Annotated in this window: 22 protein-coding genes; 17 read left to right on the top strand and 5 right to left on the bottom strand. The window is 46.8% G+C overall.

The features are described 5' to 3' along the window. Positions 1-56 precede the first annotated feature (56 nt). From C7460_RS06375 to C7460_RS06415, 9 genes are all read left to right on the top strand, one after another. On the top strand, positions 57-1,298 hold the full coding sequence (locus tag C7460_RS06375; RefSeq protein ID WP_115867256.1) for an outer membrane beta-barrel protein: 1,242 nt from the start codon (positions 57-59) through the stop codon (positions 1,296-1,298). Next, complete coding sequence (locus C7460_RS06380; protein ID WP_115867257.1) at positions 1,295-2,179, top strand: IPT/TIG domain-containing protein; 885 nt, start codon at positions 1,295-1,297, stop codon at positions 2,177-2,179. Before C7460_RS06375 ends, C7460_RS06380 begins: the two co-directional genes overlap by 4 nt. A gap of 149 nt (positions 2,180-2,328) precedes the next feature. After that, positions 2,329-3,597, top strand: a complete 1,269-nt coding sequence (locus C7460_RS06385) for a hypothetical protein (protein ID WP_115867258.1) — start codon at positions 2,329-2,331, stop codon at positions 3,595-3,597. 44 nt (positions 3,598-3,641) lie between these two features. Beyond that, positions 3,642-4,262, top strand: a complete 621-nt coding sequence (locus tag C7460_RS06390; protein WP_115867259.1) for a YdeI/OmpD-associated family protein — start codon at positions 3,642-3,644, stop codon at positions 4,260-4,262. A 124-nt stretch (positions 4,263-4,386) separates the two neighbouring features. Continuing rightward, complete coding sequence (locus tag C7460_RS06395) at positions 4,387-5,625, top strand: DUF3370 family protein (RefSeq protein WP_115867260.1); 1,239 nt, start codon at positions 4,387-4,389, stop codon at positions 5,623-5,625. Between the two features lie 378 nt (positions 5,626-6,003). Next, positions 6,004-6,750, top strand: a complete 747-nt coding sequence (locus C7460_RS06400) for a helix-turn-helix domain-containing protein (RefSeq protein ID WP_245986203.1) — start codon at positions 6,004-6,006, stop codon at positions 6,748-6,750. 123 nt (positions 6,751-6,873) lie between these two features. Continuing rightward, positions 6,874-9,300 (top strand): TonB-dependent receptor domain-containing protein, encoded by a 2,427-nt coding sequence (locus C7460_RS06405; RefSeq protein WP_221409464.1) that lies wholly within the window; start codon positions 6,874-6,876, stop codon positions 9,298-9,300. Between the two features lie 67 nt (positions 9,301-9,367). Continuing rightward, positions 9,368-10,354 carry a Kelch repeat-containing protein gene (locus tag C7460_RS06410; protein WP_115867263.1) on the top strand — a complete coding sequence of 329 codons (987 nt, stop codon included), beginning with the start codon at positions 9,368-9,370 and terminating at the stop codon, positions 10,352-10,354. Between the two features lie 176 nt (positions 10,355-10,530). Then, positions 10,531-10,908 carry a VOC family protein gene (locus C7460_RS06415; protein ID WP_115867264.1) on the top strand — a complete coding sequence of 126 codons (378 nt, stop codon included), beginning with the start codon at positions 10,531-10,533 and terminating at the stop codon, positions 10,906-10,908. Between the two features lie 129 nt (positions 10,909-11,037). On the opposite strand, the gene C7460_RS06420 is transcribed toward C7460_RS06415, so the two are convergent. Beyond that, a complete protein-coding gene (locus tag C7460_RS06420; protein ID WP_115867265.1) occupies positions 11,038-11,556 on the bottom strand; it encodes a hypothetical protein in 519 nt (172 codons plus the stop codon). 99 nt (positions 11,557-11,655) lie between these two features. Here C7460_RS06420 and C7460_RS06425 point away from each other — a divergent pair, with 99 nt between their 5' ends. Genes C7460_RS06425 through C7460_RS06455 form a run of 7 tightly spaced genes read left to right on the top strand, consistent with a single transcriptional unit; the run spans position 11,656 to position 18,310 of the window. Then, positions 11,656-12,303, top strand: coding sequence for a GntR family transcriptional regulator (locus tag C7460_RS06425; protein ID WP_115867266.1), 648 nt, complete (start codon positions 11,656-11,658; stop codon positions 12,301-12,303). Beyond that, positions 12,296-12,931, top strand: a complete 636-nt coding sequence (locus C7460_RS06430; protein ID WP_221409465.1) for a carbohydrate-binding protein — start codon at positions 12,296-12,298, stop codon at positions 12,929-12,931. The genes C7460_RS06425 and C7460_RS06430 overlap by 8 nt, the downstream gene beginning before the upstream one ends. A 22-nt stretch (positions 12,932-12,953) precedes the next feature. Then, positions 12,954-14,012 (top strand): tartrate dehydrogenase, encoded by a 1,059-nt coding sequence (locus C7460_RS06435; RefSeq protein ID WP_115867267.1) that lies wholly within the window; start codon positions 12,954-12,956, stop codon positions 14,010-14,012. A gap of 5 nt (positions 14,013-14,017) precedes the next feature. Further along, positions 14,018-14,662 carry a cyclase family protein gene (locus C7460_RS06440; protein ID WP_115867268.1) on the top strand — a complete coding sequence of 215 codons (645 nt, stop codon included), beginning with the start codon at positions 14,018-14,020 and terminating at the stop codon, positions 14,660-14,662. After that, positions 14,655-16,043 (top strand): four-carbon acid sugar kinase family protein, encoded by a 1,389-nt coding sequence (locus tag C7460_RS06445; protein WP_170147911.1) that lies wholly within the window; start codon positions 14,655-14,657, stop codon positions 16,041-16,043. Before C7460_RS06440 ends, C7460_RS06445 begins: the two co-directional genes overlap by 8 nt. Continuing rightward, positions 16,040-17,281, top strand: coding sequence for an MFS transporter (locus C7460_RS06450; protein ID WP_221409466.1), 1,242 nt, complete (start codon positions 16,040-16,042; stop codon positions 17,279-17,281). Before C7460_RS06445 ends, C7460_RS06450 begins: the two co-directional genes overlap by 4 nt. Continuing rightward, entirely contained in the window at positions 17,282-18,310 is a 1,029-nt protein-coding gene (locus C7460_RS06455; protein WP_115867270.1) for a Gfo/Idh/MocA family protein, read from the top strand. Here C7460_RS06455 and C7460_RS06460 read toward each other — a convergent pair whose 3' ends face one another. The 4 genes from C7460_RS06460 to C7460_RS06475 are packed head-to-tail and all read right to left on the bottom strand — an operon-like array spanning position 18,311 to position 22,362. Next, entirely contained in the window at positions 18,311-18,691 is a 381-nt protein-coding gene (locus tag C7460_RS06460; RefSeq protein ID WP_115867271.1) for an SRPBCC domain-containing protein, read from the bottom strand. A gap of 11 nt (positions 18,692-18,702) precedes the next feature. After that, complete coding sequence (locus C7460_RS06465) at positions 18,703-19,758, bottom strand: NAD(P)H-dependent glycerol-3-phosphate dehydrogenase (protein WP_115867272.1); 1,056 nt, start codon at positions 19,756-19,758, stop codon at positions 18,703-18,705. Then, positions 19,736-21,412, bottom strand: coding sequence for a 1-acyl-sn-glycerol-3-phosphate acyltransferase (locus tag C7460_RS06470; protein WP_115867273.1), 1,677 nt, complete (start codon positions 21,410-21,412; stop codon positions 19,736-19,738). Before C7460_RS06470 ends, C7460_RS06465 begins: the two co-directional genes overlap by 23 nt. A gap of 47 nt (positions 21,413-21,459) precedes the next feature. Continuing rightward, on the bottom strand, positions 21,460-22,362 hold the full coding sequence (locus C7460_RS06475) for a PhzF family phenazine biosynthesis protein (RefSeq protein ID WP_115867274.1): 903 nt from the start codon (positions 22,360-22,362) through the stop codon (positions 21,460-21,462). Positions 22,363-22,500: 138 nt separating this feature from the next. Here C7460_RS06475 and C7460_RS06480 point away from each other — a divergent pair, with 138 nt between their 5' ends. Then, on the top strand, positions 22,501-23,475 hold the full coding sequence (locus tag C7460_RS06480; RefSeq protein ID WP_115867385.1) for a polyprenyl synthetase family protein: 975 nt from the start codon (positions 22,501-22,503) through the stop codon (positions 23,473-23,475). Positions 23,476-23,612: the final 137 nt, after the last annotated feature.

Below are 23,612 nucleotides of genomic sequence, written 5' to 3' on the forward strand. Positions count from 1 at the left end.
CAAATACTGGCTGGTATATCCCTTGGATTCATTATATTCGAATTTTTTTCTAAAGCATGGGTTTCCTAAAGCCGAATTCTGGCTTTGATAAAGCACATAATTTCGACCATTCTTATATGAGTTGTAGAGTCTTATTTTTTTGTTTTTTCCTGGCTATTGTTCTTAAGGCAACGTCACAGAGTGTTTACAAGCCTGGGTATATTGTCACAATCGAACAGGACACAGTCTCAGGAAGTATTGTTGATCAGGCATTAGGTAAACGTTATGTTTCTTGTTCGTTTGTTGCTCAAGATTCGATAACAAAATTCCTTCCAGACGAGCTACTTGGGTATGGGTATCATGGAGGTAGAGTATACCGATCTTCGAAGATAGATAGTTCATTTGTTGAGGTTGTTTTTCAAGGGCCCTTGAGTGTTTACAGGCTGGAAAATCAGTTTTATGTAGAAAAAGATACCTCCTTCCTCCCTTTGGTCATTGAGAAAACGAAGGTCGTAAATGATGGTAGGGAGGTTTTAAAAACCTCTCACCACTGGAAAGGCGTACTAGCATATTTGATAAGTGATTGTTTAAAGGAAGGAAATATTGAGGTCAGTGAAATGCGACTGAACGAAAGGAATTTGATATCCATTTCTGAAAAGTATAGTCAATGCAGAGAAGAGGATTATCAAGTATTTAAAGAGTCAATTCCAATTGTCACGATTCAGCTTGGTGCGGCTGTTGGTTTTTCGAGGTATGGAGTAAATATTGATGGACGTAATATGGTGCCTACCATGGATGATAAATACTCAAGTTTTGACCCTTCAATCGGTTTAGTAGGTGCCTTTACTTTTAATCGGTTTAATGATCGATTTGGGTTTCAAGTAGAAACGCATTATCAAAAAGTAGAGTACACATCTTATATAAGATTCAAAGAAGGTCATGTCGAACACCACGATTCCTACATCATGCATCAGACGATTTCCCTACCTGTATCTATGAAATATACTGTTCCGAGAAAAAAGCATGCATTGTATCTTCAGGCCGGAGTAAATTTAGATTTTCATATTGCAACCCAGGCCAAGTCGTCTTCGGAATTTGAACTTAACAATATCATTAGTACGCAGCCAGAAATTGAGCCATTCGAAGTTAATAAAAATCAGATCGGGGTTTTTGGTGGAGCAGGAATCCAATTGCCTTTCAAAGGTCGGATTACAGATGTTTCTTTAAGGTACATGAATATGAGAGCCTTTAATGAAACGGACTTTATTTATGCTTCCAATAGTCGGATTTCGTTTAATTTTATTCTATTCTTGAAATGATATACACATTCAGGGTTTTGGTCGTAGTAACAGTACTTACGACAATATGTAGTTGTTCTGATGAATTTTACTCGGAAAGGGACTATCCCAGGCTTCTAACTTTGCCTATTGAGAATATCAGTGAAGAGGGGGTGGTTTTCAATGCTGAATTTGTAAGAAGGGGAAATGAGGAAATTTTAGAGTACGGGTTTGTATACGCTACAATAGAGAATCCCAGAGTAACTCACCATAATCGTGTGACAAAGACAGAGAATATTGAATCTGAAAGATTTTCAATGACAGGGCAGTCGGCATTGATTCCTGGGGAGAAATATTATGTAAGGGCATACGCCAAAACAGAAGGTTACCTCGTTTATGGGGTTAATGTTTCCTTTCAGAGTATAGGTGGTCCTGGTCCTAAAATTGAATCATTTACGCCGAAAATTGGTACATGGAAAGATACGCTTATTATTTCTGGAAGCAATTTTAGTTATAGGTATATAGAAAATGAATTGAGTCTTGGAGATGTAGAGTTGAGGCCTTTCATGGCTAATGATTCCATAATAATGGCGGTCATTCCTGCAGTGGCTAATGCTCCAGAAGTGAAAGTTAAACTCAGTGTAGTTGGTAATCCCACAGTGGCAAGTGAATCGTTTCAGTATTTAGTGCCTTCGGTTGATTCGATAGAGCCACTTCAATTTTCAAAAGGAGATATTGTTAAAATTTACGGTCAAAATTTTCATCATATAGAGGAGTATGTTGAAGTCATGCTCAACCAACAGAATTGCGAAGTAATTAGCACTACATCCAAGTCTGTTACTTTTAGAGCAGAGGAATCTTCAAAGGCAATTAATCAGTTAAAGGTTATTTCAGCGGGGATGACATCTTCATACGGGTTTTGATGTAGGGTGTGTCCTTCTTTTTTCGCGAACCAGCCACGTTTTGGCGCCTCTTTTTTCTTACTACACTGATTGCTTCCATAGTTGGGCTTAAGTTTGTTTCTAGTTGACGACAAACGGTTATTTTTGAGTATTCTGCCAAAGAATACATCATGGTTTCGCACATCAAAAACATCTTTCTGCTTGCCCTCCTGCTTCTGGTGCTCCCACTGGGAGCACAGCTAAACCTGGTGCCAGGCTATGTGGTTACCACCCAGTCTGATACGCTTACGGGTTTTATAGATTTTAGAGACTGGAAGCACAACCCGCAGAAGCTTGCTTTTAGTGCAACACTGGACGGATCTTTGACGCATTTTAGCCCTCATGATATCGTGTTGGCTGTTATGGCACAGGAGCGCTTTTACAGTGCAGAAGTTTCTGTAGTTACTGATTCACGTGCTACAAGTGCCCTGGACAACAACGATCAGCAGACTACCACACATCGTCGGGTGTTTTTGCAGCAGCTGGTAGGAGGGGACCGTAGCTTATACTACCTCAAACACACCGATACCCCCGAAAACTTCTATATCCGTCAAGAGGGGCGGTATGATTTGCTGGTGTATAACCGGTACCTGGCCACCGAAAACGGAAGGCAAGCGGTGGTGGAAAACAAACGCTACCTCGGCCAGCTCTCCCATTACCTGCAAGCGTGCCCAGACATCTCTACTTATCTGGAGCGTACCAGGTATACAGCCCTCAGCTTACAGGGCGCTATAGAGAAATACTATGCTTGTATGGGTGCTGAACCTTCCTTTGTGCGCCCACCAGATCGAAGCCCCCTGCATTGGGGACTGGTATTGGGCGGCTCATACACCTGGCTTACCTTTCAGGGATCAGAGTTTGACTACCTCATAGCTTCGGACTTTCCTCATGCTCAGCATCTGACCTTTGGGCTGTTGGCCGAGCTACGAATGCCCCGAAAAGCCGGTAAATGGTCTTTTGCCAACGAGCTGCTTTATACGGCATATGAGACCAGCACTACTTACCGTGAAGCAGAAAATGACCAGTACTATACAAACTACCATGCACACCTCAAGGGCATTTACCTAAAGCTCAACAGCCTGATTCGCTACCGTCAGCCAGTAGGGGCATGGGCGCTGGTTATGGATGTGGGGATGTCCAATGGGTTTAGAGTAGCCGGTACTAACACACTAAAGCGAGATCAGCACATATACGGCACCAACCGAACTAACGAGGGAGAAGCTGTGCCCGATGCCCGTGCCCATGAGCAGGGGCTTGTGCTGAGTGCAGGACTTAGCAGAGGGGATGTGCAGGTGCAAATGCGCTACGAGCTCGCAAATGGTATGTCGGTGCACAACCACCTCAAATCCAGAGTGCAGCGCATTTACCTGCTGGCTACCTATCGGTTTTCCGCTAACTAATACTTGTTTTTTAGAAATAGATGTAAAATGCTACCTTCATGACTATGACTACTGATATAGCTACTTATCTGGCCGAAGGCTGTGGCCGATGCTCACTGGGAGGCACTCCCCAATGTAAGGCTGTGCAGCAAGTGGATATCCTCAAAGCTTTGCGCGAGATCGTGCTGGGCACTGGTCTGGAAGAAACCGTAAAATGGGGCAGTCCATGCTATACCCTCAGCGGGAAAAATGTGGTGATGGTCAGCGCCATGAAAACTCACTGTGTAGTGAGCTTTATGAAAGGAGTGCTACTGGATGATCCTCATGGTCTGTTGGAAAAGCCAGGCCCTAACTCTACTGTAGGCAAGGTGATGCGTTTTGCCAGCGTGGAGGAAGTAGTCACTCATGGTGAAGCACTGCAGGACTACTTGCAGGCAGCTATAGCGGTGGAAAAGTCTGGTAAAAAAGTGCCCAAGAGCTCCCCACAGGAGAAGGTTCCGGAAGAGCTGCATGCCGCACTGGAAGCAGATCCCGCATTAAAAAGTGCCTTTGAAGCCCTCACTCCCGGCCGCCAGCGGGGCTATATTCTGCAAATCTCCGCAGCTAAGCAGTCCAAAACACGCCAAAGCCGCATTGCCAAATACACACCTATGATACTGGCAGGAAAAGGTCTACACGACCGGTAAGACTTCCTGGTTAATCGATTGTTGTTAGGTAAATAAATGTTTTAGTATTTCTTATTAAGAGAAATAATTATTAAATTAATCTTACTTTTTAAAATAATTACTTAACTAAAACATTTTTTACTTTATGAAAAAGCCAACCATTTACCTTGTATTCAGCGTAGTGCTGTTAGTCTTTAGCGCATGCGAGCAAGAGGAAGTAGGGCAGATGCCCAAATTTCAGGAGGTAGCAGGTGCTGTAAGTAGTACGATACCGGCTTCTAGCTGGCAGTCGGGCTCCATCTCCAGTATAGTGCCACCAGATGAGCTCGAAGACCTTGGTGGCCAGCTAGAGGGTACCAATATCTGGAAAAGTAACAACCCGGAAATTTTTAGGGGCACAGGCTGGCTCATGCAAAACTCCCGCACAGATGCTTCCAGAGGTGGTTCTGCCACACCCATGTCTGGTACTTTTCCCATTTACCTTTTCCATATCAACAAGACAGGTAGTCAAAAATACGTGCATGTACTGGTGACCAACCCCAACAGCTCTACCATCACCATCTCTGGTAAGGGGTCGATGTACAACAATGCTGAAAAACCACTGACTGGTTCGGGTACAGGCCAGAGCTTTCATGTAGCTAAAGATTGGATCAACAACAACCCGAGAACGTCCTTTTCTAACGTTTCGCTAGGTCAGTACCAGGCATATGAGGTAGCCAAACTGCCGGTTTCTAACAATGGCATGATCGATGGTCGCTTTGAAGTGACGGCTAGTCAGGGTGTGTATGTGTATACCGTAGTGACTTCAGGAGGAAGTTTTACCGACGCAGTAAATAAGTCGCAGGGCGGTCCTGCAGCTGGAGATATTTACTCTCCTGGTACCAATGCGTATGGTAGAGAAGCTGGCGTGTATGACGAAAGTGTATGGAAAGGTACCACCAACCTACCACTACCTGCTTCTACTTCTCACCTGGGACTTGCACTCAATACTTCCAGCAAGTTTGCTGTAAATGGCGTGTACCTGCAAAATCAGAATGCGGACGATGTGATGAGGCTGTCAGATTCTGCAGACAAAACCTATGGCAACTATGGGCATAAATATGACATCACTTTGGCGTTTACAAACCCGCACAGCACATCTAAAACGGTTTCCGTTTATTTCGGCTCCAACTATACCAATAGTGTAAATACGCCATCATTTACCTACAATGGTCCTGTGCTGATGAATGGCGTCACAAAGAACGTCTACACCACTCCGACCTCACCACGTCAGTGGCTAGCCACCTGGACTGTGCCTGCGGGCGGAGCCTTTAACGGAAATTTTGACTTCTATGTGCCTGGACTCATTACTACTGGCCAGCAGCTGGTGTTGGTAGTCAACTAGAAGTGTCATAAGCATAAGCCAACGAGTAACTCTAACCATCCACCGAGTGAAGCCCCGATAGTAGATTGGGGCTTTCTACTTTAGTACATAAGAATCCGTGGTTGGGAAATAAAAAGGATTCTTGGTTGGGAATTGAAAGGCCTGTTTGGAACGCAAACAGGTCTTTTTTTATGCATTTACTCGTAAACCTCTCCTTACCTGAGGTTAGTTGTCGAATTGGAAAGCTTGTTACTTTTAAGATGCACCAGATTATTGGCCAATCCTTTGCGCTAATTGGAGGCATTATATTTGTGGAGAAGACTCCTCATGGGAAATACAGGTCAGTCCGTTCTTCAAGTCAAAAACAAATTAACACAAGGTGCAATAAAGGTATCCCGGATGAAGCCGGTGATCAAACCTACCGTACCGCATAAGCACGGAGGGTATCACGAACTGATCTTTTTGAGCGAGGGTGCTGGATGGCACCAGATCGATGAGACTACTTACGAAGTGGGGCCCTTTCATGGCTATTACCTAAAACCCGGCCAGGTGCATTGCTGGGATTTTTCGCGCTTACCAGCGGGTTTTGTACTTCTTTTCGATGAAAAATTAATAGCTCCTTTTCCCAACCTGATGGTGGAGCTTTTTTCATTGCCTACCTCTTTTCAGCTAGAGCGTAACCCGGAATTTTTTGTGTTGCTTGATCAGCTATACGGCGAATTTAAAGCGGGTGCTTCAGAGGCATTGATGGCAGCATACCTCAACCTCATTGTGTTGAAAGCAAGAGAACTAGTGGATGCTGATATTTCAAGAGACCATCGTTACTTGCCCGCATTCTACCGATTTAAGCGCCTGCTAGATGAACATATCACAGACTTGCGCACAGTAGAAGAATATGCTGCCAGGCTGAATATGACGGCATACAAACTGAACACGATCACACAGGCTGTAGCCAGTACCAATGCGACTGACTTTATTAAGGATCGGCTTACGCTTGAAGCTAAAAACCTCTTGCGACACACGGATATGTCGGTGGCTGAGGTGGCCTATATGCTCAATTATACTGACCCAAGCAACTTTATTAAATTTTTCAAAACACGCACAAACCTCACCCCTAGGGAGTACGTCAGCCAGCTGGGTGACTAATAACCGTAAAAATTACTGTTTATTTTATGAATTTACCATAAATAAGAAGTGTAGCCCATTTTCTTTGCACATATGATTATAAAGTTTGATTTCCGACCGGTCATTACTGTGACCTTACTGCTAATGAATGCATCACTTCTGTACGCTCAAGCTTCCGTGCAGGGCATACTTAAAGATCAGGCGGAAGGTGCTCCTCTGGAGTACGCCACTGTAGCACTTTACCGCACCGATAGCGTGCTGGTAGGGGGTGCAGTTACTGATGAAAGTGGAGCGTTTGCTTTATCTGGGTTAAAACCTGGGGATTACTACCTGCTTGCGCAGTTTGTTGGCTTTCGTTCGCTTACTGTCCCTACCATATCTGTAGCCAAAAATGAGGAGGTAAGTCTTGGCGTGCTGAGTCTTTCGCCCGACGATCAGCTGCTGGCGGAAGTGGGGGTAACTGGAGAAAAAGTCACCAGTATTCATAAAATAGACCGGCAGGTATATGAAGCAGAAAAGTTTCGTGCAGCACAGGGTGGCACAGCTACGGATGTGCTGCGTGGCATGCCATCGGTAAGTATGGACGTGCAAGGCAATATTTCTGTGCGTGGATCCTCTGGTTTCGTAGTGTTGCTCAATGGCAAGCCATTGCAATCAGATCCTGCGCTGGTGCTAGGGCAGCTGCCTGCCAATGCCATAGAGCGTGTAGAGCTGATCACTGCCCCTTCGGCCAAATATGACCCTGAAGGTAAGGCAGGGCTCATCAATATCATAACCAAAAAAGGTGCGGCCGATGGAGCCTTTCTGCAAGCCAACGTAAAATATGGCCTGCCCAGTATTCAGGATTATGACAATGCCGAGGCGGCACTTCGCCATGGTGCTGATGTTACCGCGCATTTGCGCAAAGGCAAGTGGCAGTCGTCTGTTGGCTTGAGCTACCTGCGCAATGACATCTCTGGAAGAAGAGAAGGAGATGTGTATACCGTGTCGGGTGATACCATTACACAGTTTCCTTCGGATGGCGAGCGTAGCTTTGACGATCAGAGCTACTCAGGAAGACTTACGCTCACCTACAGTCCTACAGCCAGTGATGAGTTTTCGTTGGGAGTATATGGAGGTAAGCGCAGTAAAGACCGGACAGCAGACATCTTGTATGATGACAACCATGCCCGCCTACAGTTTACTGGCGAACGGCTCTATACTTTTCAGTATTTCAATGAAAACCTAAGGATACGAAAAGGAGATTTTGCTCTGGGAAGCATAGATTATGCACATACTTTTGGCGATGGAGCCAAGCTGAGCGCTTCGGTGCTCTATGAGTACACACTGCTAGGAGGACCTACTACCAACGTAAACCTCAACCCGCAAACTGGCGAGGTGTATCAGGAAGAATACAATACCAATGACAACCCGCTGGATGGCTTTCGTGCCCAGATCGACTATTCCTTGCCCATGACTGACGGCTTGCAGTGGGATATGGGCTATCAGTACCGCAGCCTGGTACATACAGGAGATTTTGTATACCAGCGCAAAAACAATGCTACTGGTGCTTTTGAGCTGGTGCCGGAATTTTCCAGTGAGGTAGATCTTTCTCGCCGTATTCATTCGGGATACGTGCAGCTGTCTGGTAGCCAGGGCAAATGGGAGTATGGGGCCGGCTTACGATTAGAGGTGATGGATCGGGAGCTTTCGCTAAAAGACAAAGCAGGGCAAATCGACACTTTATACCAATATGATTTTGTGCAGCCATACCCTTCTGCCAATGTGCAATATGCCGTTTCTGAATCGCTACGCCTCAAAGCTGCCTACAGCCGTAGAGTGGAGCGTACCACTACTTTTAAGATGAATCCCTTTCCGGAGCGAGAGCACTCCGAGACCCTCGAGCAGGGAGACCCTACACTCAAGCCCGAATTCATCGATCTGATAGAGTTAGGCGCGGTGAAGGATTTTGGTGCCAACTCTGTTTTTGCAACGGCCTACTACCGAAATGTTGACAACCTGGTCAATAGAGTGAACACAGTGTTTAACGATACCATCCTCAACCGGATCTACTCCAACGTGGGAGTTGGTACTACTTTTGGGTTGGAGCTGGGAGCAGAGCTGCAGCCCACCAGCTGGTGGAAAGTGTTTGCAGGGGGCAATGTCTATCACTACGGTATAGATGGTAGATTTGATGAGCGCCCGGTAAGTAGTAGTGCGTGGATCCACTCCATCAATGCAAACATGACTTTTGACATACGGGATGATTTATCTGTGCAGTGGGCTCTAAACTATCTATCCGATCGTGTGACAGCTCAGGGGGAGGACAGTAGGTATCTTTCTCCAAATTTGACAATCCGTAAAGATTTCGGAGAGCGATTTTCTGCTACCCTTCAGTGGCTCAATATGGACATGGGGCTGCTGCCCACCAATGAGCAGCGGATCACCACCTGGCGGGAGGGGTCATTTTATACCACTACCAACTATGTGTATGAGGTAGACATGATCATGATCAACTTAACTTATGCCATCAATAAATCGCTCAATAAGTCCCGCTTTATCAAAAGTGAATTTGGAGAAAAGGAGTTTTGAGGTTGAGCGGCTGTTGGTCAAACCTTTTTGCAGCTGGCTGGTAGTAGATTAAACGATCTTTCCAACCATGAAAAAGAAAGCATATCTATTTTTTATTGTGTTAGGCTGTCTCGCATTGATGGAGACTAGCGCTCAGGCATTCGAGACAATCACAGTTGATACGGAAGCTACTCCCAGGCATGAGTGTGGGTTTGTGGCCTGTAGAGACGAGCTCTTCCTTATCGGTGGGCGTGGTGTAAAGCCTGTAGAGCGCTTCGATCCTCAGGGAGGTAGCTGGCAGCAGCTCAACAAAACTCCGCTGGAAATACATCATTTTCAGCCAGTAAGCTATAATCAAAAGGTATACATAGCAGGAGCTTTTACAGGTAAATACCCACATGAGGTACCCGTAGGAGAGCTGCTGGTCTATGACCCGGGAACAGACCGGTGGAGTACGGGGCCAGATATGCCCAAAGGACGTGAGCGAGGAGCGGCTGCCTGTGTGGTAGTGGGTGATAAGCTCTTTTTGGTCGGTGGTATCTTGGATGGTCACAGTAGCGGTACCGTAGCGTGGGCTGATGTGTACGACTTTCGTTCTGGCGAATGGCAAACCCTGCCCGATGCTCCGAATGAGCGTGACCATGTAGTGGCCGCGAGTGATGGGGCTTATTTATATGTCCTCGGTGGCAGGGAAAGTGATTTTCATAAACCTGGAAATTTTGCTGCGTTTTTTAGCACAACTCAGCGCGCAGTAGGTCGGCTCAACCTGGAAACTTATGAGTGGGAAACTCTGCCGGATAGTTTGCCAGTACCCACAGCAGGTGGGGCTGCAGCCTTTGCAAAAGGAAAAATATACTACACGGCAGGAGAAAGCGGCCAAAAGTCAGCTCATGATCAGGTGCAGGTGTATGATATAGCCATGAGCAGCTGGAGCATTGTGGGCAGGCTGCAGCGTGGACGTCATGGGACGGGACTAGCCGTACTCGATGACGTGCTGTATACAGCCGCGGGCTCTGGCAATCAGGGCGGTGGACCTGAGCTGGGAAGTATTGAGCAGTGCCCTTTGACGGATTGAATGTGCTTGCTTTAAGGGATTAAAATGCTTATTTTCATGTGTTCAAAGTTGTGAAACGAACGGTTTGTTACCCAGGTTTGATCATTGCGGTTGGTGTTTCCGCTTCGGCGGTCCGATCAATATTTGGGTTGAGCAACATGCTCATTTCATGAAATTGTTCCTTTTTTTCCAAACTAATGAAATCTAAAAACTCACTCAACTGGTTTGAAATACCTGTCACCGATTTCGATCGGGCCAGATCGTTTTATGAAGCGGTCATGGCATGTGAAATGCATTTGATGGAAGCTGAGGATATAGGCTTTAAATGGGGGTTTTTCCCATTCGAAAAAGAAGGTGTAGGTGGAAGCATTGCTGCCGGCCCAGGCTATGAGCCCAGTCAGCAGGGCGTATTGGTTTACCTCAATGGAGGCGATGATTTGTCGATACCTCTGGCCAGAGTGGAGCCTGCTGGAGGAAAGGTTGTTTTACCCAAAACCGCAATAGGAGCGAATGGGTTTATGGCACAGTTTCTGGATACTGAAGGTAACAAAGTTGCTCTACACTCGTCTAAATAACTACAGCGCCAGTCAGTTGGCAGCTCCCAATTAAAAAACCCCGACCGCAAACACACCATTGGAGCATCGGGGTTTTTTAATGGATATCTACCCAGAATATGTTTAATGCATCTACGGGTACTTGACAACCTAATTCTTGCAAAAACGGATGCTTGTCCATCTGCCCCTTGCGTAGGCCGTTCCACTACCTTCAGGTACTTTGCCATTGGTATGTGCTATGCAGGCTACGCTCACAGTAGCACCCTTTTGCAAGCTTACCTCCTTAAAGACGTTTTCAAAAGGCTTATAATCTTCAGTAGATTCCGGGTTTTGATACTCCCCAACCAATTTCCCATCAATGAGTATCTGGTAGGTAGATTCTCCATCCGATTCTAAAAGTGATGTGAGGTATATGTCGTATACACCAGTAGCCTGATCAAAAGAAAAGGAAACAGCCGCATATTGATCGGGATATTTGATGGAGTTTACAGCGATCGCCTGCCTCCCCTTATCGAAGTATGTTGGCGCATAATCGGAGACCACAGCTGTATTGATAGCTTTGGCTGGAATCGTATAGCAGTCCTGAGACTGAGCCGAAAGCTTTAGACCACTCAGAAGCGTAATTCCTAAAACAGTGAGTGTGTATTGGAAGATTGTTGGGTAATTCATTTGATATAAGTCAGTATAATGAAATAATATTTTACCGTACTGGCAATTTACAATCTTATTGGTATATTTGAATATTGTATACAAAATACTGTGTAAAAAATGATTGAGCATTCCGGGCTGAGTACCCCCATATATCAGGAACTGAAGCGAATGATTCTAACTCAGGAATTGAAGCCTGGGGAGAAGATTCTGCAGGAGAAAATAGCGGAGAAGTTGGGAGTGAGTAGGACACCCATGATGAAAGCACTGCAACTACTCGAAAGCGAAATGCTGGTGGAGAGCATTCCGAGGAGGGGTTTCTACGTGAAAGTATTCAATGTGCAGGAGCTCATCGATGTATATGACTGCCGTGAAGTGTTGGAAGGAATGGCTGCCAGGCGTTTGGCGGAGCGGCAGGATCTATCAACCCTCAGCAAGCTTGAAAAGTGCTTTTCGGGTTTTGATGCATCGGAAGGAATCGATCAAAAGAAATACGCCAGGGCGGATGGAGACTTCCACAAGCTACTGATAGACCTGGTGGGCAATCAGGCACTTAATAAGATTTACTTTATCAGTAATATCTATAGCGAAGTAGTACGCAAAGGGCTGCTCCGTACACCGGAAGAAACCCTGGCTGAGCACTGGGCCATTATTGAGGCTATAAGGTCTGGTGATGGTTCGGCTGCTGAAGCCGCTGCGCGCGCTCATATAGCCCGGTCCAGAGATACTTTGATGACACAACTAAACAGCTCAGGTAATCATGATTAATACCGTACTGTTTTTTGCAATGCTTGCTCCATGGTTTTCTGATGCAAGCAATATTCCCGTAGTGAAAGCGGGGTATCTGGAAGTGGAGGCAGAAGCCTACACCCGGCAATATCAGAATGAGAAGCGGCATTGGTACACAATAGATGAATCTTCAGAATTTGAAATCCGTGAGGATTCTCACCTGGCTGATGCCAGTGGGGGTGCCTATCTGGAATTGCTGCCCGATACGCGCGTGACACACGGTGACAAGCTGATCCAGGGGCTCAACTTTTGTCCTGAGCCTGGCCGCATGGCGATATTAGACTATGAGGTGCAGGTGGAAGAGCCCGGAAGGTATTACATCTGGGTGCGTGCTTACAGCACCGGGAGTGAAGATAATGGGATTCATGTAGGGCTGGACGGTTCATGGCCCGCAAGCGGTCAGCGTATGCAGTGGTGTGCAGGTAAAAATAGTTGGAGGTGGGACAGCAAGCAGCGCACGAAAGAAGTGCATTGCGGCGAACCAGAGTTGATTTACCTGGATATTGACACGGCCGGCAAACATACCATTTCTTTTTCCATGCGCGAAGACGGCTTTGAGTTCGACCAGTGGAGCATGGGGCTAGCATATGAGCAACACAATAATTGAGTAATAAAAACTATCAATCATTTTGAAAACACACAATATAGCAGTCGTTAATGGCGATGGAGTAGGGAACGAAATCGTACCTGCAGGTTTGAGGGTAATGGAGGCTGCGGCCAAAAAGCACGGTTTTGAGTTGAAAACCACTTTTTACCCCTGGGGAGCAGGGTATTACAAAAAGCATGGCGCTTTCATGCCCGAAGATGGATTGGAAACACTCAAGGCTTTTGATGCCATCTATTTTGGAGCTGTAGGCGATCCTGAGGTAGATGATACCCTTCCGGCCATGTTGTACACCTTCAAGGTGCGCACCACTTTCAAGCAATATGTAAACTACCGACCGGTGAAGTTGCTACCGGGTATTCCGAGTCCACTACGCAACAAAGGAATGGAGGATATAGACTTTGTAGTGGTGAGAGAAAACAATGAAGGCGAATTTGTGCAAAACGGAAAAATTCTCAATCCTGACAGCCCTTCCGGGCTGGCTACAGACACCAGCGTGTTTACACGTGCAGGTATCGAGCGCATTGCGCACTATTCCTTCCAGTTGGCACAAAAGCGACGAAAAAAGGTCACAAACGTTACCAAATCCAATACGCTGATCAACAGTCTTGCTTATTGGGATTATGTTATAGCGGAAGTTGCTCAGCAGTACCCAGATGTGGAGTATAACACTATGTATGTAGACAATGCTTCTGCAAGCTTCGTTTTGCGTCCGGAGGTGTTTGATGTGATCGTAACTACCAACATGATTGGAGACATCCTCAGTGACCTTGGTGGCGCTATTATGGGGAGTTTAGGATTAGGACCGAGTGGTAATATCAACCCTGAAAAGGAGTTTCCGTCTATGTTTGAGCCCATCCATGGATCTGCACCTGATATAGCCGGAAAAGGCATAGCCAATCCTATAGGGGCGATCTGGTCTGGGGCGATTATGTTGGAGCATTTGGGAGAAAAAGCAGCCGCTGAGGATATCGTTGCGGGCATAGCTCAGACAACAGAATCCGGACTTCATACCATAGACCTTGGCGGACAGGCCAAGACCGACGAAATCGCTGACGCTATCGTTAATTACATTTCTAAATAACTGGCATGGGGCGCATTCATGACCTTACGATGACTTACACTGAAGACATGCGAGGTGTGAGCTTTGAGCAGGCCAAAGAGCTGTCCAGAGATGGGTGGAACGCTAAAACGTTGCATCTCTATTCGCATGCTGGTACGCACATGGATGCGCCCTGTCACTTTGGAGTAGCAGGGCCTACTATCGATGCTTTTGAGGTGAAGGATCTCATGGTCACTTGTCATGTAGTGGATCTGGTGGATATTGCGCCAAAAGCTGAAATTCGGCTGAAGGACCTTGGAGCTATAGTGGATGATTTTAAATCCGGTGAAGGCTTGTTGCTACATACGGGCTGGAGTAGCTACGCAGGTCAGGATCGGTACCGCTCAGAACTTCCACGGCTGAGTGAAGAGGTTGCTCAGTGGTGTGTGAGTCATGGTGTGAAAATGATAGGAGTAGAGCCCCTATCGGTAGCAGATGTTTTTAATCTGGAAGAAGTTACCCGAATACATCAGGTATTGCTGGGAGGAGGGGTCATCATCGTAGAAGGCCTTACGAATCTGGATCAAATAAGCTCACCCAAAGTGGACGTTATCGCACTGCCACTGAAAATAAAAGATGGCGATGGAGCTCCAGCCAGAGTGATAGCCATAGAAAATGAAACCCATGAATAAGGCACCTTCCATTCCTACAGCAGCCTTCGATCCGAATCTCCGTAACAAAATAGGGAGCTTGCATGCCGCCGATCCATCGGCCGTATATGTGATGCTCGATGATGATCCTACCGGCACGCAGACCGCTTATGATGTGCCAGTCATCACACGCTGGGATGTGCAGTCACTTACAGAGGTATTGACAGGTGGGTGTTCTCATTTTTTTATTCTTACCAATTCACGTAGCCTGTCTGAGCCGGAGGCCATAGCGCTGGGCAGGGAAATAGGTGGAAACCTAAAACTGGCAGGAGAGCGTGCCAATAAGAAAATCCATGCCATCAGTCGCGGAGATTCTACGCTAAGAGGACATTACCCTGCAGAAGTGGATGCTTTTTATGAAGGTTTCGGTTTGCAGCCTGACCTCAACGTCCTTATTCCGGCTTTCTTTGAAGGAGGCAGGTATACCATAGAGGATGTGCACTATTTGGAAGATGGTGGCAGTTTATTACCTGTAGGTGAGAGCCCTTTTGCTCAGGATAAGAGTTTTGGCTATCAGTCCTCCAACCTAAAAGACTGGGTGGAGGAAAAATCTGGTGGTAGGATAGCTCGGGAGGATGTCGTATCGGTACCTATAGGCCTTTTGGAGCACCAGCAAGGAGATCAGCTAGAACACCTTTTGCAGTCGGTATCACCTCATCAGGTCTTGATCGTCAATGCCACCAATTACCAGCAATTGGATTTTTTCACCTACTGCCTCATCAAGTCACGACGTAGCGTAAATGTACGTTCTGCGGCTTCATTTGTGGCATCCCTGCTGGGTGTGCCGCCAAAGCCATTGCTTGCTCGCGAAGAGCTCGTCAACCCGGAAGGCTGTGGAGGTTTGATCGTAGCAGGCTCCTACGTACCGAAGACTACAGCTCAGTTGGCCTATTTACAAAAGCATGGGTCAGCTACACAGCTCATGGTCAATGTGCAACAGGTTCTTCAGGATGATGGGAGTTATTTAAAGCACATTCAATCTCAGGTGAGTAAACACCTTGCTGCAGACGAAGACGTGGTGCTTTATACGTCACGTGAGCTACTCTCGGCGGAAACTGCTAAGCAAAACCTACAGATCGGTCAGCGCATTTCAGAATTTCTAGTAGCAGTGGTATCTGATGTTTCGCGGCTTCCTCGCTTTATCATAGCAAAGGGGGGCATTACATCGAGCGATGTGGCTACCAAAGCACTGGGGATAAAAGAGGCGAAAGTCCTGGGGCAGCTTCTGCCCGGCGTACCTGTATGGCAGATGTCTGCTAAATCCAGGTTTCCAGGTATGGCCTATGTTGTATTTCCGGGTAATGTGGGTGGAGAGCAAGCCTTGTATGAAGCCTATTCTAAACTAAAAAACACTAACCAATGATGCCATCAAGATATTTTATGGTTTTAGGCACCTTTTTGCTAGCCCTGCTCCTTTATATCGATCGTGTCTGCATATCGGTGGCCAAAGATGCCATAGGTAGTGATTTAGCCTTATCAGACACTGCCATGGGATGGGTGTTGTCAGCCTTTGCCCTTGGGTATGCTACATTTCAGACTCCCGGAGGGATTATGTCAGATCGGCTGGGGCCCCGTAGGGTACTTACAGCAATAGTGAGTTTTTGGTCAGTATGTACGGCGCTTACAGGTGCTGCATATAGCTTGGTGACTTTGTTGATTGTCAGGTTTCTGTTTGGGGCAGGCGAAGCAGGGGCATTTCCCGGAATCGCTCGTGCGGTTTATTCATGGATTCCTATGAAGGAGCGTGGGATTGTCAACGGAATCAATTTCTCGGGATCACGACTAGGTGCTGCTTTTGCGTTGCCACTGGTGGCCTGGATGATCGCAGGACTGGGGTGGCGAGTAAGCTTTTTTATATTGGGCGGCATAGGTATTGTTTGGGCCTTGGCGTGGTACCTGTTGTTTCGTGATCGACCTGAAGATCACCCGGCCATAAGCCCTGCTGAGAAAAAGCGAATATTAGATGGGCGGCAGGAAAAGGAACCGGTAGTTAAGCAGACCATCGCTATGTCGCGGTTGTTTGGAGCTAAAAACATGTGGTTGGCTATGGGGCAATACTTTGCTTCTAATTTCACTTTCTTCTTTGCGCTCACCTGGCTGTATCCACACCTCAAATCGACTTATTCTCTGGACTCCGTAGAGGCAGGAATGTTTGCCGCTGTTCCGCTTATTGGTGGTGCTGTGGGGAATTGGTTTTCTGGAGTGCTGGTAGATAGGATGTATCAAAAAGGAAACTGGGCACTGTCACGCAGTGTCCCGGCAATTGTAGGCTTTGTGCTGGCAGCGGGGGGGCTGCTGGCCAGCCTATATGCCGATGGAGTGTACGAAGCAGTAATTTATTTGACGGTAGCTATCTTGGGAGCAGACATGACATTGCCTCCGTCCTGGTCGTTTTGTGTAGATATAGGTAAAGAAAATGCAGGTGCTGTTTCTGGCACAATGAACATGGCCGGAAATGTAGGCTCTTTCCTTACGGCATTGGCCTTTCCATACCTGTTTGCATGGACAGGATCCATAGAGCCGTTTTTTTATGCCTGTGTAGTGTTCAATTTGCTAGCTATATTTTTGTGGATTGCAGCAAAACCAGAGGAGGCGATTTAAATGAAGAAAAAACTCAAAGGTGTGTGTGTTGGAGTGGGGTATTTTGCTCAGTTTCACTATGAAGCATGGGCTCGAATACCCGAAGTAGAAATACTGGCGCTGTGCGATTTGCGCTTGGAAGAGGCCACAGAGGTAGCGCGAAAGTGGGAGATTGGAGTAGTTTATACTGATTTTGAAAAAATGCTCGACGAGCAAAAGCCAGATTTTATAGATATCATTACACCTCCCCAAACGCACCTGGATATCGTAAAGGCAGCAGCTAAACGAGGGGTGAATATTATATGCCAAAAGCCACTGGCTCCTTCTCTGGAGGAAGCTCGTGGGCTGGTGGAGACGGCTGAGAAGCACAATGTGCGGTTGATGATCCATGAAAATTGGCGGTTTCAGCCCTGGTATCGACAGATCAAATCGTTGTTGGATACGAATGAAATCGGGGAGCAGCTATTTTATGCTTATTTCCGAATGCGCATGGGCGACGGTTGGCAGTCAGATGCATACATGGATCGTCAGCCATATTTTAGAGATATGCCTCGCTTGCTTATCTACGAAACTGGTATTCATTTTATAGATACTTTCCGTTACTTGTTTGGTGAGGTAGTGGAGGTTTACGCAAAACTTCGCCGGTACAATTCCGAAATAAAAGGAGAAGACGCTGCCCTGGTCCAGCTGACTTTTGAAAGTGGACAAATGGTGTGTCTGGATGCCAACCGCTACAATGAGAGCAATGTCACAAACAGCCGATATACATTTGGAGAGCTACTGATAGAGGGGAGTGAGGGCAGTATCCGATTGCAGGGTGATGGGGGGATCACCGTACAGCCACTTGGTCTACCGGAGCGTGCGGTTAGCTACGAGCCCAGTAAGCATAGCTTTGCCGGGGATTGTGTCTATCAGACCCAGTTGCACTTTGTGCGTTCTATGTTGCTAGACCAGCCTTTTGAGACAAACGGAGCGTGGTATTTGCGTAATATAGAAGTGCAGGAAGCCATCTATGAGTCCGGGGCCAGTGGTTTGCCAGTGTCAGTTTAGCTACTCTGTATAAAACTGAATCAGATCCCGCATGTAGACATTGTGCCAGCCATCTACTATGTCTTCATAAGCCTCTTCGGGAATGTTGGTATGCTGCACTTCCAAAGAGGTGCCTTTTTTATGAGGGTGCAGTTTTAGGGTCACGATCGAGTCTTCGCTGGCCTCACCGAAATACCACTGCTGGCGGATCATTTTCCCTTGTTCGAATTCCAGGTTTTTTCCCTCGATGCTTTCATCCCACAGAGAAAATTCTGTACCTGCTTCCGGTGTGAAAACTGCCGGACTACCCGTCCACAGTTCTATGGTTGGCTTAAAAGTCAGGCCCGCATAGACCTCTTCCGGCTCCGCAGGGATGATGAAATATTTCTTGAAATCAGGCATGCTTCTGAGAGTTATACTATGTCTATTTCCGCTCTAAATGGAAATTTCATCAGGTAGCGGTGGGCTTCATTTACAGTCATCTCTTTTTTGATCACCCGATGTAGTGTTTCGGTGATTGGGCATCTCACTCCATAGGTTTGGGCTAGCTCGTTGATGATTTCGATGGTTTTTACACCCTCGGCCACTTCTTCCATAGAGGCGATGATCTCGTCGATGGTTTCGCCTTTGGCGAGTCTGTTGCCTACAGTGAAGTTTCGGCTCAGGTTGCTATAGCTAGTAGCCATCAGGTCGCCTACGCCAGCCAGACTAAGGAATGCCTGAGCATTTCCTCCCAATGCCTTGCCGATGTGCACCATCTCTACCAGTCCGCGACTGATGAATAGCGCCTTGGCGTTTTCGCCGAGCTCTAGTCCAGCAATAGTACCGGCACCTACAGCGATGATGTTTTTGAGTATGCCGCAGAGTTCTATACCGATGAGGTCATTGCTACCATAGATCAGAAAGCGGTCATTGCGCAGTAGGTTTTGCCCTACACGGATCACCTCATCAAAGTGGCTGGCTACTACAGTAGCTGCGGGTTTTTTGTCACTAATCTCACGGGCCAGGTTGGGGCCTGCCAGGCAACCCACACGTACTACAGAGCTTTCTTCTTTGATCACCTCACTCATCGTGCGAACATGCTCGCGAGATAGCGGATTTTGCTCATCTATTTTTTTGCGATCTATATTTAAGTCAAAGCCTTTGGTGCCATGAATCAGTATGTGGTAAGGGCGCAGGTAGGGGGCTAGCTCCTTCATCATAGACCGAAAATTAGCTGAAGGCACTACCGGGAAGATGACATTACAGCTTTGTCCTACATACTCCAGATCATTGGTGACCTCTATATGGTCATGGATTTTATGACCTGCGCATTCGCGAGAAGCATTGATGGTAGCCACCTTTTCAGCACTGCGGGCATAGAGTAGTACACGCTTGTTTTTTTCCGCCAGTATGTTAGATACGGCTGTGCCAAAGCTACCGGCGCCTATTACTCCTACTGGAGTTTCAGATGTGTTTTTCGAGCCCATATCCTTCCATTCTGTTATGGTAATAATACAGTGTATTCATATCCTGAATGATGATCTGGTCACCTTTTTTTATCAGCGGCCTACGGGCATGGTACATGCCCACATTGTTTAGTCCCAGCTCTATTGCCGCATCGGCCTTTTCCAGCATATGATCGGCTACTCCTACTTTGCCTTTTTTATGAAGCTTAAGTACGCGTTTACGTAGTTTTTTCCAGGCTTTCTTAAACTCTTTATAGTCGATTACAGTGTCTTCGTCAGGTAGCCGCAGTACATTGTACAGGTCAAGTTTGGGGTTTTTGCGCTCCATCATCTTAAAGGCAGTATAAGCCACCAAATGACTGGCAAAAATCCGGTTGTACTTGTGGTACTCCTCTACGATTCGCTTGGCCAGTATGCGTACATACTCTTGCTCCCGCTGATGGTCCACAGTGATTTCTCCATTGGAGATAAAGTAGTCTTTGGGGTCTAGTGGCTTGCCCGCAGCATCTATGCTATTGCCTTCATCGTCCACGTAGTTGCCCAGGATGTCCATACCCTTGCCTATGCTTACAGAGATGTTGGAGCCTTTGGTGAAAAACTTAAATAGGAACGTAGCGATCTTATAAGAGGTGGTAAACTCATCTGCTTCCTTGTAATAACGCTCCTGACCTGTGCGTCGCAAGTGCTCGTTGATCAGGGCTGGGGCTTCAAGCGTAAAGTGATAGTTGATCACCACCGGAACGATGAAAACCTTCGTAGCAGGCTTTTCAGGTGTTTCCTCCTGATAGAGAATTCGTTGGCCTTCTATAGTTGTGCTGAGTAGGCCGAGTTTTAGTGCTTTCTCTATTTTGCCGGAGCGCGAGCGTGTACCTCCGGGGAAAAACAAGCTATGGCAGCCTCTGCGCAACGCCTTGCTAGAATAGGTTTTGAGCGTCTCGAGGTAAACGGGATTTTTCTTTCTTCGGTCCACCTTGTAGGCGCCCAGGCTGTTCATGAAGTATGCAAATATCTTCAGATTGAAGAGGTTGAGCCCTGCTCCATAGATAAAGGCAGGTAGCCCCAAAAACTGGATCACCCATCCGATGAGGATAGAGTCCAGGTTGCTAAAATGTGTGGGGACCATTACCACAGTGCCTTTTTTGGCTAGCTTACGAATGTGCTCTGGTTCTCCTACGATGTGGATTTTGTCGTCCAGATCTAGCTGACGGCTAAAAAGAGACAGGATTCCTTTGACACGTGCAGCATTGAGCAGTCTGGCAAAACCAAAAGTGATGAAGGCTTTTGCAAATCGATACGAATTGCGCTTGAAGTTGCCAGCTATCTCTTCAGAGTAACGAGATACGATCTCATAGAGTAATTTTTCCTCTATTTCTTTGGCTTCCTGTGGAGGGAGCGTGGCGCTATCGGCCAGCCGTTCTTGTATACTCCTCCAAAAGGGTTTTTCATCTTTTGGGTCCACCCGCCACGGATTCGCTTTGATTCGTAGCTTTTCACGGTAGACCGTCATCTCCAGTTCTTCGCGGAGTGATCGCCCACGAGTGATGCGCTTCAGATTGTCAAAAGACTCCTGAGAAACTTCCTCTATAAACGCTTTTCGGTTTTTACTCAGCTGTACTATCGGCCATTGCTGGGTACGGGGGATGATTTCAGAATATCTAACTTTCTGTTTTCTCATTCAGGGCTTATTCCAATGATTTCGGGCTGCAATTTAGGTGATAAATGTCAGACCGAGTCCAAAAAATGGACACCTTCACCTACAAACACACTTTTGCCCCCTACCTGTACAGAGGTGATGTTGCCTTTGTCATCGGTAGTGGTGTTGAGTTGTAGCTGGCTGGGGCGGCCCATTTCGTACCCTTGCAGACTCAGCGCTGGTAGCGGGATGATGTCATATTTGGTGAGATAGCATGCCAATGGTCCGTTTGCAGATCCTGTAGCCGGATCTTCTGTGATCCCAATGTCCGGAGAAAACATACGTCCCTGGATGTCACCACCCTGCACTTCATCGGTAGCAAAGACGTACATCATGGTCATGTCGATCACTTCCTTCAGTGCCGCCCACTGGTCCACTCTCAAACGGATATTGCTGAGCGTGCTCGCCGACCGGACAGGTACTATGAGCGCATTGTTGCCACAAGAAATGGCCTGTATGGGGCGGTCGGCCAGGTCATCTACTGATAGCGATAAAACAGCCGCCAACATGTCGCGTTTGTCGTCATGCCTCTGGCCAAACTTAGGGAGTGGTTGGTGCATCGTAGCGGTTTCTGCCTTCCCATCTTTCATTTTCACAAAAACATCCACAGTGCCCACCTTTTGGTCCAGGCTTATTTTTAGCTCACCATTTGGTGTAGTTTCTGCTTTTCCGGCCAGGTAATAAGCCGTGCCGATAGTAGGGTGACCCGCAGTAGGTAGCTCCTGCCCTGGAGTAAAGATCCGCATAGCGTAATTTTTCCCTGCTTCCTCAGGAGGGAAGAGAAACACCGTCTCGGAGAGGTTGAGCTCTCGGGCGATCAGCTGAAACTGTGATTCGGGGATGTTTCGTGCGTCAGTAAAGATGGCTAGCTGATTGCCACCATATTTTTTATCGGTAAACACGTCTAGTAAAACGTAGGGACTTTTATGCATGCTCAGTAGTGCTAGAGGGGGATTTTCTAATTTTTGATAAAACTACGAAACCTCTTACCATTCACAAAAGGTTGCATAGCCTTAAGAAACGGATTTGTAATGCGGGTTGGAGGTGTTAATATTGCATCTGGAAAATTCATGCCACTCAAATTAAAAGATATTCAGGCGCCGGTAGCCTCCGAAATGACGGAATTCGAACAGAAATTCCGCAAAAGCATGCGTAGTAACGTGATGCTACTGGACAAGATCACTAGCTACATTGTACGACGCAAGGGCAAGCAGATGCGTCCACTCTTTGTTTTTCTAAGTGCTGGGGCCTGTGGAGGGATCAAAGAACCTACCTATCGGGGTGCTTCGCTTATAGAACTGCTGCATACGGCCACTCTGGTGCATGACGATGTAGTGGATGATTCGCATTACCGACGTGGCTTTTTCTCTGTCAATGCGCTGTGGAAAAATAAAATAGCCGTGCTGGTAGGAGATTTTTTGCTCTCACGTGGGCTGCTGCTTTCATTGAATAATGATGATTTTGATCTTCTTAAAATCGTGTCCAATGCGGTGAAAGAAATGAGTGAAGGCGAGCTGCTCCAGATGGAAAAAGCCCGCAAACTGGACATCACCGAGGAGGTATATTACGAAATCATTCGTCAAAAGACAGCCAGCCTCATCACGGCATGTTGCAGAGTAGGAGCTTCCTCTGCAGACGCTGATGCGCAGACGGTGGATATGATGACGGAGTTTGGCGAAAATGTGGGTATGGCTTTTCAGATTAAAGACGACCTCTTTGACTATGGTACTTACGAGATAGGCAAACCTACGGGTATCGATATCAAGGAGAAAAAAATGACACTGCCACTTATATATGCACTCAATCAGGTAGGGCGCTCTGAGAAGAAGCGGATCAAGAAAATGATTAAGAAAAGTGCTGATGAGCCCAGGTATGTGAGTGAGGTGATTGATTTTGTAAAAGCCTCAGGAGGGATTCGGTACGCTACAGAAGTGATGGAGGACTACCATGCCAAAGCCAAAGCCATTTTGGATCAGTTGCCAGAGTCGGCTTACAACACCTCATTGCGGCAGCTGGTGCAGTTTACGATAGACCGCACAAAGTAGTCAAAGGCTAAGCTGCTGGATATCAATTTCATAAAACCAGTTATATCTTCGGCATTGGTAAGAGCATTTTGTACCTTTGCGCTATCATTTTGCCAACGATAGTTGGTGCACGTCAGTAAACTGTTACTATTGATCTG

The organism is Marinoscillum furvescens DSM 4134 (genome assembly GCF_003386095.1).
Lineage (GTDB): Bacteria > Bacteroidota > Bacteroidia > Cytophagales > Cyclobacteriaceae > Marinoscillum > Marinoscillum furvescens.

What these genes read in the sequence shown, in the direction of transcription:
- C7460_RS06480 (WP_115867385.1), top strand. Translation starts at nt 22,501, where the DNA reads ATGCCACTCAAATTAAAAGATATTCAGGCGCCGGTAGCCTCCGAAATG.
- C7460_RS06415 (WP_115867264.1), top strand. Translation starts at nt 10,531, where the DNA reads ATGAAATCTAAAAACTCACTCAACTGGTTTGAAATACCTGTCACCGAT.
- C7460_RS06440 (WP_115867268.1), top strand. Translation starts at nt 14,018, where the DNA reads ATGGGGCGCATTCATGACCTTACGATGACTTACACTGAAGACATGCGA.
- C7460_RS06400 (WP_245986203.1), top strand. Translation starts at nt 6,004, where the DNA reads ATGAAGCCGGTGATCAAACCTACCGTACCGCATAAGCACGGAGGGTAT.
- C7460_RS06455 (WP_115867270.1), top strand. Translation starts at nt 17,282, where the DNA reads ATGAAGAAAAAACTCAAAGGTGTGTGTGTTGGAGTGGGGTATTTTGCT.
- C7460_RS06470 (WP_115867273.1), bottom strand. Translation starts at nt 21,412, where the DNA reads ATGAGAAAACAGAAAGTTAGATATTCTGAAATCATCCCCCGTACCCAG.
- C7460_RS06390 (WP_115867259.1), top strand. Translation starts at nt 3,642, where the DNA reads ATGACTACTGATATAGCTACTTATCTGGCCGAAGGCTGTGGCCGATGC.
- C7460_RS06450 (WP_221409466.1), top strand. Translation starts at nt 16,040, where the DNA reads ATGATGCCATCAAGATATTTTATGGTTTTAGGCACCTTTTTGCTAGCC.
- C7460_RS06375 (WP_115867256.1), top strand. Translation starts at nt 57, where the DNA reads ATGGGTTTCCTAAAGCCGAATTCTGGCTTTGATAAAGCACATAATTTC.
- C7460_RS06445 (WP_170147911.1), top strand. Translation starts at nt 14,655, where the DNA reads ATGAATAAGGCACCTTCCATTCCTACAGCAGCCTTCGATCCGAATCTC.
- C7460_RS06405 (WP_221409464.1), top strand. Translation starts at nt 6,874, where the DNA reads ATGAATGCATCACTTCTGTACGCTCAAGCTTCCGTGCAGGGCATACTT.
- C7460_RS06430 (WP_221409465.1), top strand. Translation starts at nt 12,296, where the DNA reads ATGATTAATACCGTACTGTTTTTTGCAATGCTTGCTCCATGGTTTTCT.
- C7460_RS06460 (WP_115867271.1), bottom strand. Translation starts at nt 18,691, where the DNA reads ATGCCTGATTTCAAGAAATATTTCATCATCCCTGCGGAGCCGGAAGAG.
- C7460_RS06475 (WP_115867274.1), bottom strand. Translation starts at nt 22,362, where the DNA reads ATGCATAAAAGTCCCTACGTTTTACTAGACGTGTTTACCGATAAAAAA.
- C7460_RS06420 (WP_115867265.1), bottom strand. Translation starts at nt 11,556, where the DNA reads ATGAATTACCCAACAATCTTCCAATACACACTCACTGTTTTAGGAATT.
- C7460_RS06465 (WP_115867272.1), bottom strand. Translation starts at nt 19,758, where the DNA reads ATGGGCTCGAAAAACACATCTGAAACTCCAGTAGGAGTAATAGGCGCC.
- C7460_RS06425 (WP_115867266.1), top strand. Translation starts at nt 11,656, where the DNA reads ATGATTGAGCATTCCGGGCTGAGTACCCCCATATATCAGGAACTGAAG.
- C7460_RS06380 (WP_115867257.1), top strand. Translation starts at nt 1,295, where the DNA reads ATGATATACACATTCAGGGTTTTGGTCGTAGTAACAGTACTTACGACA.
- C7460_RS06395 (WP_115867260.1), top strand. Translation starts at nt 4,387, where the DNA reads ATGAAAAAGCCAACCATTTACCTTGTATTCAGCGTAGTGCTGTTAGTC.
- C7460_RS06385 (WP_115867258.1), top strand. Translation starts at nt 2,329, where the DNA reads ATGGTTTCGCACATCAAAAACATCTTTCTGCTTGCCCTCCTGCTTCTG.
- C7460_RS06410 (WP_115867263.1), top strand. Translation starts at nt 9,368, where the DNA reads ATGAAAAAGAAAGCATATCTATTTTTTATTGTGTTAGGCTGTCTCGCA.